Genomic DNA, 14,526 nt, shown 5'->3' on the forward strand with positions numbered 1-14,526 from the left:
ATGACCACGCCTCCACCCACCACGCCGGGCGGTCCGGACGACCGCCCGGTCATCATCCCCGAGCTCGTCTCCCTCGACGCCGACATCCCGGCCGAGAAGGAGGCGGTGCTCACCGCACTGGCCGACCTGCAGGTCAAGGCCGGACGCGCCACCGACACCACCCAGCTCCTCGCCGACATCCACGCCCGCGAGGAGAAGGCCGCCACCGGCCTGCCCGGCGGCATCGCCATCCCCCACTGCCGGACCACGGCAGTGGACGAACCGTCCCTCGGATTCGCCCGGCTGAAGACCCCCACGGACTTCGGCTCCGACGAGACCGACGACGAGGGCAAGCCACTGGGCACCGACCTGGTCTTCATGATCCTCGCCCCGGACGGCGCCGGCAGCGCCCACATGAAGGTGCTGAGCACCCTGGCCCGCGCCCTGGTGAAGAAGGACTTCGTCGCCGCCCTGCGCTCCGCCGAATCCGAGGACGAGATCGTCGCCCTGGTCACCGAGGTGCTGAACAGGAAGAAGACCAGGAAGACCGCGCCCGCCCCTGAGGCCACCGGAGCCGCCGGAGCCTCCGGTGACGCCGACACGTCGGCGGCTGCGCCCGCGGCGCCGGCGGCGCGTCGCACCGTGAAGCTCGTCGGCGTCACGTCCTGCCCCACCGGCATCGCCCACACCTACATGGCGGCCGACGCCCTCACCCAGGCCGCCGACGCCCGGGACGACGTCGAGCTCGTCATCGAGACCCAGGGCTCCTCCGGCGGCGACAAACTCACCGCCGCCCAGATCGACGTGGCGGACGCCGTCATCTTCGCCCACGGCGTGGGCATCCGCGACATCGCCCGCTTCGCCGGGAAACCCGTCGTCGACGTACCGGTCAAGAAGGGCATCTCCGACCCCGACGAACTCATCGACCGCGCCGTCGCCGCCTCCACGGCGGAGAACCCGCCCCGGGTGTCCGCCGGCGGTGACACCGCCGCAGACGGCGACACCGGCGACGGCGGCGACACCGAGGTCGGATGGGGACGGCGGATCCAGCAGTCCATCATGACCGGTGTCTCCTACATGGTGCCCTTCGTCGCGGCCGGCGGCCTGCTCATGGCGCTCGGCTTCGTGATCGGCGGCTACAACGTGGCCAACGTCTGGGACACCGTGGTCCAGGACTACTCACTGTGGAACCTGCCGGAGCACCTGCAGTACTCACTGGACGGCTCCGAGGTCGAGATGACCGACCGCTCGGGCATCCTGCTCTACCTCGGTGCCGTGTTCTTCGGCGGAGGGACCACGGCGATGGGCTTCCTCGTCGCCGCCCTCTCCGGATACACCGCCTACGCACTGGCGGACCGCCCGGGCATCGTCCCCGGCTTCGTCGGTGGCGCCGTGTCCGTCCTCGTCGGTGCCGGCTTCATCGGCGGCCTGATCACCGGTGTCATCGCCGGCCTCGTCGCCATGTGGATCCAGACCTGGAAGGTACCGCGCTGGCTCGGCTCCATGATGCCCGTGGTGATCATCCCGCTGCTGGCGACCCTTGTCACCGCGGCGTCGATGTTCGTCGTCCTCGGACGTCCGCTGGCCGCCCTGATGGAGGCCCTGCAGAACTGGCTGGCCGACATGTCGGGCTCCTCCGCCGTCATCCTGGGCCTCATCATCGGCCTGATGATGTGCTTCGACCTGGGCGGTCCCGTGAACAAGTCCGCCTACCTCTTCGCCACCGCCGGACTGTCCACCGGCGACACCGCCGCATTCCAGGTGATGGCCGCCGTCATCGCCGCCGGCATGGTGCCGCCGCTGGCACTGGCCCTGGCCACGGCGGTCCGGCCGAAGATGTGGACCGACGTCGAGCGCGAGAACGGCAAGTCCTCCTGGCTGCTGGGCGCCTCCTTCATCTCCGAGGGTGCGATCCCCTTCGCCGCCGCCGACCCGCTGCGCGTCATCCCCTCGATGATGGTGGGCGGCGCAGTCACCGGCGCCCTGTCCATGGCCTTCGAGGTGGGCAGCCGCGCGCCGCACGGCGGTATCTGGGTGATGCCGCTGATGGAGAACTGGTGGGGCTTCATCATCGCCGTGCTCGCCGGCATGGTCGTCTCCGCGGTCACGGTGATCCTGGTCAAACAGTTCACCGCCAAGGGACCGCAGGACGCCCCCGCCGCAGCGACCGGAGCGGACACAGAGAAGGACACCACGCCCGCGTCCGCCTGAACCAGCTGACAGGCCACGGCACCCCCACCGCACCACGGTGGGGGTGCCGTCGTCTCGGAAGGACCCCGTCCGGACCCCGGACGGACTCAGGCAGGACGTCCGTTGACGGTCATCGCCCCGTCCCGCCCCACCTCGACGTCCGCGGCGAAGGCCGCCGCGAGGTTCACCCGCTGCCAACCGCCGGCCTCGCGTCCCGACTGCGACTGGTCGTCCAACGGATAGCCGGCGGGCAACGCCGTCGCCGCCAGCACCCGCGCACGCTGACCCCAGTCGAGATCCGGGTGAGCCGTCACCAGCAGTTCCGGCGCCCCCTGCGGCACGGTGAAGGCGGCGTCCGGATCGCCGACCCGGCTGAGCCCGTGTGTCATCCCCCTGGTGAACTCGTCCACCGCAGCCTCCGTGGTCCGGTACGGTGCGTCGGCGGCGACCGCCTCCTGCAGTGACATTCCGGTACGCCATTCCAGCTCCGTGCGGATCTCCTCACCCGCCTGGGTGAGGACGTCACGCATCCGTGGGTCGTTCCACCGGTCCGCGGCGGCCGCCTGCCCGGTCATCCTGCCGCCGATGACGTCCAGCGGGTAGTGCACCCCCATCACCATGCGGTTCTGGCCGGCCTCAGCGCCGCGGGCGAGCAGTTGCGGCGCCAGTTCCGGGAGCAGGACGGCGAGCAGCGTCGTCGTCCAGGCCGCCTGGTTGGTGTGACCGGACGGGAAGGACGGGGAGCCTTCGAGGTCGTAGAGGTCCTCGTTGCCGCCACCGGTGTGCCTGGTGATCCGGTCCGGCGCCACGATGAACGGACGGTCGTAGCCGAAGATCTGCTTCTCGATCAGCGTGGAGCTCGCCAACCCGCCGGCCCGGGAGAGGTAGCCGGAATCCATCAGCGCACGGGTCTTCGGTAGCCGGTTCTCCTGCAGTGCGGTGCGCAACGCCTCCCCCAGTGTCGAGCCGAAGCCGTCGGAGAGCGCGGTGAGCAGGTCACCGTCGTCCGCAGCGGCGTCGACCTGTGCCCGACGGACGGTCTCAGGATCCGCGGTGTTGTTGATCTCCACGACAGTGTCGAGGTTCTCCTTCATGACCCCGGGGTGATTCTGACGGAGGTCGTTGAAGTCACGGACGACGTCGTAGTAGATGCCGCCCCGGTACGAGCTGAGGTCGGAGACGTACCAGCCGTAGTCTTCCGGGGCCAACGGCTGCGGGACAGGGGCACCGGGGTGCTGCACCGGCGGGAGTGTTGCGGGCAGGTACTCCCCCACGGCATCGGTCACCGGGCCCGCGTGGGCGGGGACGACGAGCACTCCGGCGGCCAGGGCCACGGTCAGTGCCGGTGCGATCCTGGTGACGACCGTTCGGCGGGTGGTACTCGGGCGGGCGGACGTCGACACCGCGTTCTCCTCTGTCAGTCATCTGTCTGTCATGTGTCAGTGTTCGCCCCGCACGGGACGACGGAACTGTTCCGGACAAAATGATCTTACGGTGCCGGGGTGTCCGCTGCGTGAACACCGGATGGATCGGGGAAGAATTCCTCGCCGAGGGTGCCGGCCGCAGGTGCCGGGAGACGGGGCGCGCGGTCATCGCACCCCATAAGAATGTGATGGATTCATAATCCCTGGTCAGAATCGAAGCAGCGGCCTATGGGGTGCGATGTGTGCGCGGCGGCCCGGGCCAGAGGGCGGACTGTCCGGATAAACGGTCCACACACAGAAGTGCAGGCCACCGGATTTCTCCGGTGGCCTGCACTTTCATTCTTAGTAGCGGGGGCAGGATTCGAACCTACGACCTCTGGGTTATGAGCCCAGCGAGCTACCGAGCTGCTCCACCCCGCGACGGGTAACCGACAAGAACCGGACTTCTCCGTCCCGCTCTCTCAGCGACTCCATTAGTGTAACGCGGACGGTCGCGAATGTGAAATCGCTCCGCCCCACCGCGTCTGTCACAACGAAAAGTGCAGCGCACCGGGGGTTTTCCGGTGCGCTGCACTCAGACGGTCGTCAGCGGAGGGCGTTCCTGGAGGGGCCGTCGGCTACTGCGCGGCACTCACCGCTTCGTCCAGGGCGTCGAGTGCCCGTCCGAACTCCTCGAAGGTGCCGTTCTCGCGGGCGTCGTTGACCCGGTCCATGGCGTCACGGATCGCGGACAGCTGCTCGTCGGTCGGCTCCGAGCCACCGTTCGACCCCGAGCCACGCCCGGCGGACGGCGCCTCCGAGGTGCTCGTCGGCGAGGACGAGGTGGTCGAGTCCGAGTCGGAGTCACTGTCCGAACCGTCCCCGGCGGAGGCGGCGTTCTCGTCCGCGGCATCACCACCGGACTCCGCGATCTCCGTCACGGCGTCCGGGTCGATACCGACCTGTTCGAGGGCCTCACCGACCGTCGGCGCGTAACCCACCGAGCCGTTGTAGCTCACGAGCACACGCAGCAGCTTCGGGAACGCGGACTCCTGGTCAGCACGCTGTGAGTACACCGGCTCGACGTAGAGGATCTGTCCGTCACCGACCGGCAGTGTCAGCAGGTTGCCGTTAGTCAGGGTGTTCGTGCCTTCCAGCAGGGTGCGCTCACGGGCGATCTCGTCGGAGGACATCATCGTGTCCTGCGCCTGCTTCGGACCCTGGGTCTGCGTGTTCGTCGGCAGCTGGCGGACGTAGATCCTGCCGTAGGTCTCCGGGTCGGAACTGACCGTCATGTGCGCGGCCAGGAACTCACGACGCAGACCACGGAACGGGGTGATCAGCTGGAAGCTGGGCCGGTTCGTCTCCGGGTCGGTCGCGACCACGTGGTACGGCGGCTGGTTGAGCTCCTGGCCACCCTCGGGCGCCGTCGGGTCACCGGGGACGGACCAGAAGGCGTCGTTGGTGAAGAAGGTTCCCGGGTCGTCGACGTGGTACTTCGCGATCAGCTCACGCTGGACCTTGAACAGGTCCTCCGGGTACCGCAGGTGCTCCATCAGCTCGTCGCTGATCTCCTCCTTCGGCTTCACCACATCGGGGAAGACACCCTCCCACGCCTTGAGGACCGGGTCCTCCTCGTCGAACTCGAAGAGGTCGACGGTGCCGTCATAGGCGTCGACGACGGCCTTGACCGAGTTACGGATGTAGCTGACGTCGTTGGTGACGGCGCGCTGCTGGGAGGCGGGGTCCTCGGTCAGCGTGTCCTCCGTGGCGGCGTCGAGCTGGGTGCGCTCGGAGTACGGCAGGTTCTCCAGGGTGGTGTACCCGTCGACGACCCACTTGATCCGGCCGTCGATGACCACCGGGTAGGTCTTGGAGTCGGTGGTCAGCCACGGGGCGACCTTGTGGACACGCTCGCGCGGGTCACGGTCGTAGAGGATCTTCGAATCGTCGCCGATGACGTCCGACAGGAGGATGTTCATCTCCTGGAACTTCGCGGCGTACATCGCACGGTGGAAGATGTTCGAGACATCCACTCCACCCTCACCGGTGTAGGTGTACTCGGAGTTGTCGGTGTCGTACTCCCGCGGGGTGCCAGAGCCGTCGTCACCGACGATGGCGTAGTCGGCGTTCACCGCGTCCGCCCCGGCGATGACCGGACCGAAGTAGATGCGGGGCTGCTCCATCTCCAGGTCCAGCTCACCTGTCTGCCGTTCGGCCTCCATGTTCTGCAGGTCGGCGACGGTGTAGATCGGGTAGCCACCACGTGCGGAGGCGGCGTCCTGCGCCACCTCGTCCACGGTGTTCGCCGGCGCCGCGATGAAGCCGTTGCCGTGGGTGTAGACGGTGTGCTGGTTGATCCAGTCCGTCTGGTTGCCCGAGAGCGCATTCGGGTCGATCTCACGGGCGGCGACGACGAAGTCACGCATCTCGCCGTCGACCTCGTAGCGGTCCACCGACAGCTCGTCGGGGAACCCGTAGAAGTTCCGCAGCTGCTGCTGCTGGGTGAACGTCGGCGAGAGCACGTCCGGGTCCAGGAGCCGGATGTTCGACAGGGTGGCGTCGTCGTCGGCGATCGAACGACGCTCACTGGCGTCTCCGGACGACTGTCCGCCCCAGTTGCGCTCGTAGGTCACCTGGCCGTCCGGGTTCTCGTAGTCCTCACGGGCACTGTCCTTCGCGGTCTCGATGCCGTACGCCTGACGCGTCGACTCGATGTTGCGGGCGATGTACTCCCGCTCCTTCTCCGCGCGGTTCGGGTTGACCGAGAACTGCTCCATCACCGCGGGCCAGCCCACACCGATGGCGAGGTTGGCCACGACCATCAGTGCGACGGCGAGCGCCGGGATCCGCAGATCCTTCAGCAGGATCGAGCTGAAGAACATGGCGGCCACGAACAGTGACACCACCAGCAGCAGGATCTTCGCCGGCAGTATCGCGTTGATGTCGGTGTAGGATCCACCGGTGAAGGTGTCGTGCTGGTTGTTCAGCAGGGCGTAGCGCTGGAACCAGTAGTCGACGGCCTTGAGCAGCATCCAGATACCGGCGATGATGACCAGCTGCCGTCGGGCCGGCGCACCGATCCGGGCCTTCTCACCGATCCGGGGGTTACCCGTGCTGATCGTGCCCAGCAGGTAGTGGGCCAGCAGGTTCACCAGGAACGCCACGATGACCAGCACCGAGACCGTCCCCAGCACGAAGGTCAGCAGCGGCAGGGTGAAGGCGTAGAACCCGAGGTCCATCTGGAACTGCGGGTCCTTGACGCCGAAGTCACCACCGGAGAGGAACAGGCGGACGGCACGCCAGTTGCCCTGCGCGACCATGCCGGTGACGACACCGGCGATCAACGGGACGATGACGAGGAACGGACGGATCGCGCGACGGATCTCCGCACGGTTAACCGTCAACGGCGAGTCGTCACCGCCGAGGCCGATCTCCGAGACGTCGGGGAAGTCGGATTCCTTCGGCGCCGCGCGGAACGCGGCGAAGCACGCGCCCCAGACGATGGCGGCGGCCACGAGCCCGAACACGATGAACAAGATCACCCGGGTCACGAGAACGCTGAGGAAAATGGCCTGGAAGTCGATCGACCGGAACCACTGCAGTTCCGTGTAGTTCGAGACCAGGACAGGGACGAGGAAAAAGAGCAGAGCAAGGACGACGGCGACGCTGCCGAGGATCTTGGATCTGCGCCCAGGTTTTGGAATCTCCGGGATGCTCAAGGGTTCAGTACTCTCCTGCTGTCGGTCATGAGAGTCGGACCGACCCCTGATTCCGGCGGTGATGACACCAGATGCACAGGCTGTCGGATGCCGACGACAAAACTGTCTGCGTCTAGACTACTGTCCGCACCCTGCCGCCGTCACCGTGAGGTCCTCCCAAGATGAACGCCAGTAACCACACAGGCGATATCCGCCCGCTCAACGCCGCCCTCCGCGAAGCCGTGGACTTCGTCCACGCCGAGGGCTGGGACCGTCCCGCCACCCTGTTCGCGCTGGTACCGACGGAACTGGTCCAGGATGTCATCGCCTCCGGCGACGCCGGGGACGACGGGGAGCCCGAGACCTCCCCGCTCTCGCTCGTCGTCCAGGACGACCTGCCCGATCACATCCGTCCCGGTTCCGACGAACTCGGCGAGTACATCGCCACCGTCCGCTGGCCCGGGGTCGTCGTCGGGGCGGTGCTCGCGCAGGAGATCATGTTCCGCAACTCGGCCGAGCCGGGGTCCACCCCGCGCCAGGCCCGGATCTTCACCGGGGTCATCGACGGCGGCCCGGACCGCACGCTGCTCCAGCTGCGCCCGACCGAGGAGGACCTCGCCGCGGACCCGTTCGCGGAGGACAAGGTGGAGTTGCTCGGCGGAATGGACGGGGCGGAAATCGCCCCCGGTGTCACGTCCATGCTGCGCTACACCTTCGAGGACTGAGCGGGAAGAGTTCTCAGTCGCAGGTGGGGGTGTCGTCCCCGTTGTTGTACTTCTCCAGGGCCTCGACCGCCCCGTCGAGGGAGTCGACGGACAGCAGGTCGATGTCGCCGTCGTAGGACCGGCTCGCGGCCTCGCTGCAGTTCCCCTCCGGGACGAGGAACACCTCGGCCCCTGCGTGCTGGGCGGCGGCGACCTTGTGGGTGATGCCTCCGATCGGACCCACGGTGCCGTCCGCGGAGATCGTCCCGGTACCGGCGACGAACTTCCCGCCGCTGATGTCGCCCGGGGAGAGTTTGTCGACGACAGCGAGTGAGAACATCAGTCCGGCGCTCGGGCCGCCGATGTCCTTCAGGTTGTAACGGACCTTCAGGTCCCCGGCCGGCTGCGCCACCATCGTGACCCCCAGGTACGCCCGGTCCGACTCACCGGCGTCCTCGGCCGCCGAGGCACCGGAACCCCCGGCGTCACGCAGCTCCTCCGGCACCTCCCCCAGTGTCACGGTCTCCTTCATCTCCTCCTGACCGCGGCGCACCGTCAGTTCGACCTCGTCACCCGGGGAGTGTTCGGCGACAGCCTCGGCGACCTCGGCGGGCAACGTCACCCGGGTGCCGTCCACCGCGGTGATCACGTCGTTCTCCCGCAGCGTCCCGGCGGCGGGCGCGTCGTCGGCCAGTTCGTAGACCGTCGTCTCCAGCGGCTTCCCGAGGTGCCCCATCGCGGCGACCGTCGCGTTGGACTCCGAGGCGGCGAAGGCGGCGGCGTTCCGGCGGGCGACCTCCTCCGGCGTCGAGTCGGACGGGATGACCTGTTCGAGAGGGACGATGGTGTCGTCACTGGCCAGCCAGCGCTTCATCGTCTCAGCGAGACTCAGCCGGGTACGCACCGCCACCGTGGTCATGTTGAGCTGTCCGTCCGACTCCGCCAGCCCCTCGTCCAGCTCCGCGTCCGTGCCGGTGATGTCCACCACCGGTGTGCCGTTGACCTCGCCGAGTGTGTCGTACGTCGGCCCCTCACCTTCCGCAGCGAACGGCACGGTGAGGTTGACGTCGGTCCCGGGGACCGTCGGGATCGCGAGCAGCGCCACCAGAGCCACCACGGGCAGCAGGCCGACGACGACCGTGCGGAAACGACGACGTGCGCCGCCCGTCCGGGCCGCGCTGGCGGTGCCACCGTTGTCGTGGTTGTCACTGAAGGGGGGGATTCTGGAACTCACCCCGGTCACTTTACAGCCCTGCACCGACATGGAGGGTGTTCGCTGTCAGCGCACGCACGTCGGTGCGGCCCTCGGGATCACCCGGGTACTCTCGTGGCATGAGTAATTTCGGATTCGGTTTCAACGGCCCTGACGATGAGTCCGACGACGAGCGTCGGCGGCGGGAGAACGAGAACGGAAACTCCGGGAACGACCCGTTCGGCTTCGGAGCCAACCCGTTCGGCATGTTCTTCGGCCCCCAGGGGGGCCAGGGCGGGCAAGGCGGCCCCCAGGGACCGGGTCTCGGTGACATCCTCAACCAGTTCGGTTCGATGCTGAGCGGATTCGGCAGGGACATGAACTCCCCGGACGCGCAGGGGCCGGTGAACTACGCACTGGCGGAGCGGATCGCGCGCCAGCAGCTGTCCGGCAGCGCGGCGAAGAGCAGTCCCGCCGCCAAGGACAGCCAGGCCGTCGCCGAATCCGTGCGCCTGGTGGAACTGTGGCTGGACGAGGCCACGACGCTGCCGGCCGGGGCGACCGGATCGGTGGCCTTCACCGGTTCCCAGTGGCTGGACGAGACCCTCCCGCGCTGGAAGCGTGTCATCAACCCCCTCGCCGAGAAGCTCGGTGATGCGACGTTGGAGGGCATGCCCGAGGAGATCCGGTCGCAGATGGGCCCGATGATGGGCATTTTCAGCCAGGTCAACGGCATGAACTTCGGGATGCAGCTCGGCCGTTCGCTCGGTGAGCTCGCCGGCAGTGTGGCCATGTCCACCCAGTGGGGCATCCCGCTGGCCGAGGGGTCGGTCGCCGCCATCGCCACCGACCGTCTGGACGACCTGTCGAAGAAGCTCGGCGCCGAGCGCCGGGAGACGCTGATCTACCTCGCCGCCCGTGAGGCGGCGCACCTGCGGCTCTTCCAGCACGTCCCGTGGCTGGTCGAACGCGTGATCCTCGATGTGGAGGAGTTCGCCACCGGCCTGAGTCTCGACAACTCGGCCCTCGAGGAGGCGAGCCAGGAGTTCAATCCGGAGATGCTGGGTGACCCGGAGAAGCTGCAGGAGATGATGTCCCAGCTGCAGAACTCCGACCTCTCCCCCACCATCGTCTCCTCCACCGACCACGCCCGCGTCCGTCTCGAGACGAGCCTGTCGCTGATCGAGGGCTGGGTGGACGTCGTCGTCGGCGAGGCTCTCGGTGAGCGGCTGCCCGTGGCGTCGAGCATCGGCGCCGCCTGGTCGGTCTACCGGGACAACGACCAGCCGGGGATGGAGTCGCTGGTGAAGACCGTGGGCATCAGTCTGTCCGCTCCGAAGGCCTCGGAGGCGGCGGAGCTGTGGCGCCGGTTGACCGTCGCGGTGGGCACGGAGCGTCGCGACGACGTGTGGAACCACCCTGACTTCCTGCCCGTCGACACCGACCTGGACTCCCCCGCCGGGTTCATCGACTCCATCCTCGCCGCCCAAGACGAGGTCGACGGTTTCGACCCCATCGGTGAGATCGAGCGCCTCGAGCGGGAGATCAACCAGGGTTTCGACGCCCCCGGCGACGCCGACGACAGCGACAGCGACGAGAACGGTACCGACGACAGGTAGTCAGTCCACGTCGCCGGACTCGTCTCCGCCGCCGACTCCCCAGCGGCCGTAGGCCTCCAGATACCCCGCAGCGCGTTCCGCCTGCGGGGCCTTCGCCGCCCAGGCGTGGAAGTCGGGCCCGTGGTCGGGGATCCAGGTGTGCACCAGTTCATGGATGATCACCGAGTCCAGGACGTAGCCGGGGACCTCCTTGAGCCGGTCAGACACCCTGATCCGGCCGGAGTCCACCGAACAGCTCGCCCACCGGCGGGTCATGTTCCCCACCCACCGCACGCTGCGGAACTCCGCCCGCCCCTCGAGGTACTTGTCGTTGAGTTCCGCCGCGCGCAGCAGCAGGTCCTCGTCGGACGCCTGCCCGGCGGCCGCGCTGTTCCGCCGCCGCACCCGCTCCACCAGGTCTGTGGTGCTGCGCCGCAGATTCGCCGCATCCATCGACATCGGTGCGAGGACGACCACCCGGCCGCGTTCCATCCTGCCGGCGATGGTGCGCTCGCGGCGGGCGGACAGGCGGATCTCGACGTCCGGGGCGAAGTCGTCGACGACCTCGAGTTGCGCCCGGGTTGGGGTACGCCGCCGTCCTGCCATGAGTCACCTTCCGCGGTCTCGTCGACCCGCTGCACAGTGGCGGGAACGCAGGCTACACTGTGCGTGTCGAGAGCTTGTGTGCCAGTCAGGGGGGATTTTACATGACATCGACCGTCGTCGGGGCCGGGAACATGGTGATGCTGAGGGACGCGACCGCGCTGATCCTGCGCTCCCCGCACCATCTCCAGTTCGGGACTCTCCCGGGCCGCTCACTGGTCCTCACCGTGCCGCCGGGGGTGTCCGCCAACCAGGTGATGCTGGTCCTGCGGGAGTCGATGCGCCCGGTGGACACCACGGAACTCGCCGAACGGCTCGGTCACTGCGGGTTCACCTCCGAGCACGCCGTCGGCGTCCTGGACGACCTGACGGCCGCCGGGTTGCTGCGCCCGGCACCCCGCACCGACACACCGGTGCACGTCACCGGCCCGGCGGGGATGTCGTCGGCGGTCCTGCAGGACCTGCTGCGGCGGGGCGTCACGGCCACGGCGGTCACCCCCGGTGCCCCGGCGTTCGGCCGGCTCGGGCCGGATTCCCTCGTGATCCTCGCCGGCCAGCTGTTCCCGCCGCAGGACGTCACCCACCGGCTGATGACGCAAGGCGTGCCGCACCTGCCCTGCGGGGTCGTAGACGGCACGGTCGTGGTCGGGCCGCTGGTGCGCCCGGGCGACTCCCCTTGCCTGACCTGCCTGGACACCCAGCTGCTCGGCGAGGACCCGGACTGGCGGCTGATCCGCGCGCAGTCCGCGGGCAATGTCGGCCGACCGGGACCGGGGTTGACCGGCGTCGCCTCGGCTGTCGTCGCGGACATCGTCCGGGACGCCCTGGGCACAGGCCGTGCCCTGTGTGACTGGAGTCCGGGGAACCTGGAGGACCGCAGGTTCCTCGACCCCGTCAGCCTGGACGTCTCCCGGACGACTCCGCTGGCGCTGCGCGGTTGTCCGGCCTGTCAGGCGGCCCCGGCACGGTGAGGCCGGCCGGTGGTGGTCAGCGGAAGTTCCGGATGATGCCGAGGATGTCCTCCCCGAACTGTTCGACCTTCATCGGCCCGATACCTGGCACCTGGACGAGTTCCTGCGCGGTCGTCGGCGCCCGGTGGCACACGGCGCGCAGTGTGGCGTCGCTCATGATGACGTAGGCGGGGACGCTACGCGAGGCCGCCAGGGAACTGCGCCACCGGCGCAGTTCCGTCACGAGAACCTGGTCGACGTCCTCGGCGTGGGCGTCGCACAGCCCCAGGATGCGCTGTTCCGGCGTGGTCAGCCGCACCCCGCAGGTGTCGCAGGAGTCCCGGGGCTTCCCTTTCGGCCCCCGTTGCCCCGCACCCTGGTGCGACTGCCGTGCCTGCTGTGCCGCGGCGCGTTCGGCCTCCCAGGGCACCATCCCGTCGAGGAACCGGGTGCGCCGCCTGGTCGCCTTGCCGCCGGGCTGCCGCGCCTGGGACCACGACAGGTGCAGATGCTCCCTGGCCCTCGTGACGCCGACGTAGAGCAGCCGACGCTCCTCCTCCACAGCGTCCTCGGAGTGCGACCCCTTCAGTGCGTGCCGGATGGGCACCGTCCCGTCGACGAGGCCGACGAGGAACACCGCGTCCCACTCCAGTCCCTTGGCGGCGTGGATGCTGGCCAGGGTCACCCCCTGCATCCGGGGCGGGTTCTTCGCCTGGGCACGCTCCTTGAGCAGGCCCATCAGCCCCGGCAGGTCGAGCCCCGGGGTGGTCGTCGCCAGCTCGGCGGTGAGGTCCGCCAGGGCGCTCAGCGACTGCCACCGTTGGCGTTCCTGGGCTCCCTCGGGTTCCGACGGTGTCAGCCCGACGGGCAGCAGGACGGCCCGGACCTGGCCGACGAGGTGACCGGACGGTCCCTCGTCCGGTTCCCCGGCGGCGCGGGCCTGCACCTTCCGCGCCGCCTGGCCGAGCGCCTGTACCGCCTGACGTATCTCCGCACGCTGGAAGAAACCGTCGCCGCCCTTGACCTGGTAGGCGATACCCGCCTGGTCCAGGGCGTACTCGAAGGCCGCGGACTGGGCGTTGATGCGGTAGAGCACCGCGATCTCGGCGGCGGGCACACCGTCCCTGATCAGCGCGGCGATCCGGCGGGCCACGTCCTCGGCCTCCACGGTCTCGTCCGGGTACTCGGAGAACTCAGGGTCCGGCCCGGGCGGACGCTGGCCCTCCAGCACGAGCCGGGTACCGGCGGCCCTGCCCTTCGCCTGCCCGATCACGCGGTTCGCCAGGTCGACCACCTGCGGGGTCGAGCGGTAGTCGCGGTGCAGGCGCACGGTCGTGGAGTCGGGGAACCGGGTGGAGAACCTCAGCAGGTGGTCCGGGGTCGCGCCGTTGAACGAGTAGATCGTCTGGTTGGCGTCGCCGACCACGGTGAGGTCGTCGCGGTCCCCCAGCCAGGCGTCCAGCAGCCGCTGCTGCAGCGGTGTGACGTCCTGGTACTCGTCGACGACGAAGGTCCGGTAGCGCTCCCGGAACTCGTCGGCGATGCCCACCTCCGACTCCAGCAGCCCCGCCATGGACTGCAGCAGGTCGTCGAAGTCCAGCAGCACCCGGTCCGGTGTCGCCTTGGCCTGCTCGTAGCCCTCGAAGATCTTCACGAACTTCTCCGGCTCCACCGGGCAGTCCCGGCGGTCCGGTCCGATGTGGGCGGGGTAGGACGACGGTGCGATGAGCGACGCCTTGGCCCACTCGATCTCTCCGAGAAGGTCGGCCAGCAGCGTGCGGTCGGGTTCCAGTCCGACGGCACGGGTGATCCTGGCGACCAGCGGGAACTTCGAGTCCAGCAGTTCCCACGGGGTGTCCCCCATGACCTTGGGCCAGAAGTAGCGCAGCTGGTGCATCGCGGCGGCGTGGAAGGTCTTGGCCTGCACCCGTGCGACACCCATCATGGTGAGGCGTTCCCGAAGTTCCGCGGCCGCCCGGTTGGTGAACGTCACGGCCAGCACATGGTCGGGGTTGACGAAACCGCCGGACACCAGGTGGGCGATGCGGTGGGTGATCGTCCGGGTCTTGCCTGTGCCGGCGCCGGCGATGATGCTCACCGGGCCACGCGGTGCGGTGGCCGCCCGGAGCTGTTCGGGGTCCAGTGCGTCCAGGTTCAGCTGGTCGAGTCGTCCTGACACGGTGGGTGTTCTCGCCTCCGTCGGGGG

At 68.8% G+C, this 14,526-nt stretch carries 9 protein-coding genes and 1 tRNA gene; 4 read left to right on the plus strand and 6 right to left on the minus strand.

Translation table 11 applies throughout. From position 1 onward, the window contains the following. Positions 1-2,190, plus strand: coding sequence for a fructose-specific PTS transporter subunit EIIC (locus Q0A34_RS03045; RefSeq protein ID WP_291478343.1), 2,190 nt, complete (start codon positions 1-3; stop codon positions 2,188-2,190). 86 nt (positions 2,191-2,276) lie between these two features. Here Q0A34_RS03045 and Q0A34_RS03050 read toward each other — a convergent pair whose 3' ends face one another. The 3 genes from Q0A34_RS03050 to Q0A34_RS03060 all read right to left on the minus strand — a co-directional run bounded on the left by Q0A34_RS03050 (position 2,277) and on the right by Q0A34_RS03060 (position 7,294). Continuing rightward, positions 2,277-3,572 (minus strand): phosphatase PAP2 family protein, encoded by a 1,296-nt coding sequence (locus Q0A34_RS03050; protein ID WP_291478345.1) that lies wholly within the window; start codon positions 3,570-3,572, stop codon positions 2,277-2,279. A 367-nt stretch (positions 3,573-3,939) separates the two neighbouring features. Next, positions 3,940-4,013 (minus strand) — tRNA-Met (locus tag Q0A34_RS03055). A gap of 197 nt (positions 4,014-4,210) precedes the next feature. After that, positions 4,211-7,294 carry a UPF0182 family protein gene (locus tag Q0A34_RS03060; protein ID WP_291478347.1) on the minus strand — a complete coding sequence of 1,028 codons (3,084 nt, stop codon included), beginning with the start codon at positions 7,292-7,294 and terminating at the stop codon, positions 4,211-4,213. 161 nt (positions 7,295-7,455) lie between these two features. Here Q0A34_RS03060 and Q0A34_RS03065 point away from each other — a divergent pair, with 161 nt between their 5' ends. Then, positions 7,456-7,998: a PPA1309 family protein gene (locus Q0A34_RS03065; RefSeq protein ID WP_291478349.1), complete on the plus strand. Its 543-nt coding sequence runs from the start codon at positions 7,456-7,458 to the stop codon at positions 7,996-7,998. Between the two features lie 13 nt (positions 7,999-8,011). Here the strand turns inward: Q0A34_RS03065 and Q0A34_RS03070 are convergent, their stop codons facing one another. Then, the gene (locus Q0A34_RS03070; protein ID WP_291478405.1) at positions 8,012-9,103 is read right to left on the minus strand and encodes a PDZ domain-containing protein; all 1,092 of its coding nucleotides are present in this window, start codon (positions 9,101-9,103) and stop codon (positions 8,012-8,014) included. 206 nt (positions 9,104-9,309) lie between these two features. On the opposite strand from Q0A34_RS03070, the gene Q0A34_RS03075 reads away from it, so the two are divergent. Then, a complete protein-coding gene (locus Q0A34_RS03075) occupies positions 9,310-10,788 on the plus strand; it encodes a zinc-dependent metalloprotease (protein ID WP_291478351.1) in 1,479 nt (492 codons plus the stop codon). Here the strand turns inward: Q0A34_RS03075 and Q0A34_RS03080 are convergent, their stop codons facing one another. Beyond that, positions 10,789-11,373, minus strand: a complete 585-nt coding sequence (locus Q0A34_RS03080; RefSeq protein WP_291478353.1) for a SprT-like domain-containing protein — start codon at positions 11,371-11,373, stop codon at positions 10,789-10,791. A 101-nt stretch (positions 11,374-11,474) separates the two neighbouring features. Here Q0A34_RS03080 and Q0A34_RS03085 point away from each other — a divergent pair, with 101 nt between their 5' ends. Beyond that, the gene (locus tag Q0A34_RS03085) at positions 11,475-12,341 is read left to right on the plus strand and encodes a TOMM precursor leader peptide-binding protein (RefSeq protein WP_291478355.1); all 867 of its coding nucleotides are present in this window, start codon (positions 11,475-11,477) and stop codon (positions 12,339-12,341) included. Positions 12,342-12,357: 16 nt separating this feature from the next. On the opposite strand, the gene Q0A34_RS03090 is transcribed toward Q0A34_RS03085, so the two are convergent. After that, positions 12,358-14,499, minus strand: coding sequence for an ATP-dependent DNA helicase UvrD2 (locus Q0A34_RS03090; RefSeq protein WP_291478360.1), 2,142 nt, complete (start codon positions 14,497-14,499; stop codon positions 12,358-12,360). Positions 14,500-14,526: the final 27 nt, after the last annotated feature.

The sequence above is a fragment of the Corynebacterium sp. genome (assembly GCF_022712195.1).
Taxonomy (GTDB): Bacteria; Actinomycetota; Actinomycetes; order Mycobacteriales; family Mycobacteriaceae; genus Corynebacterium.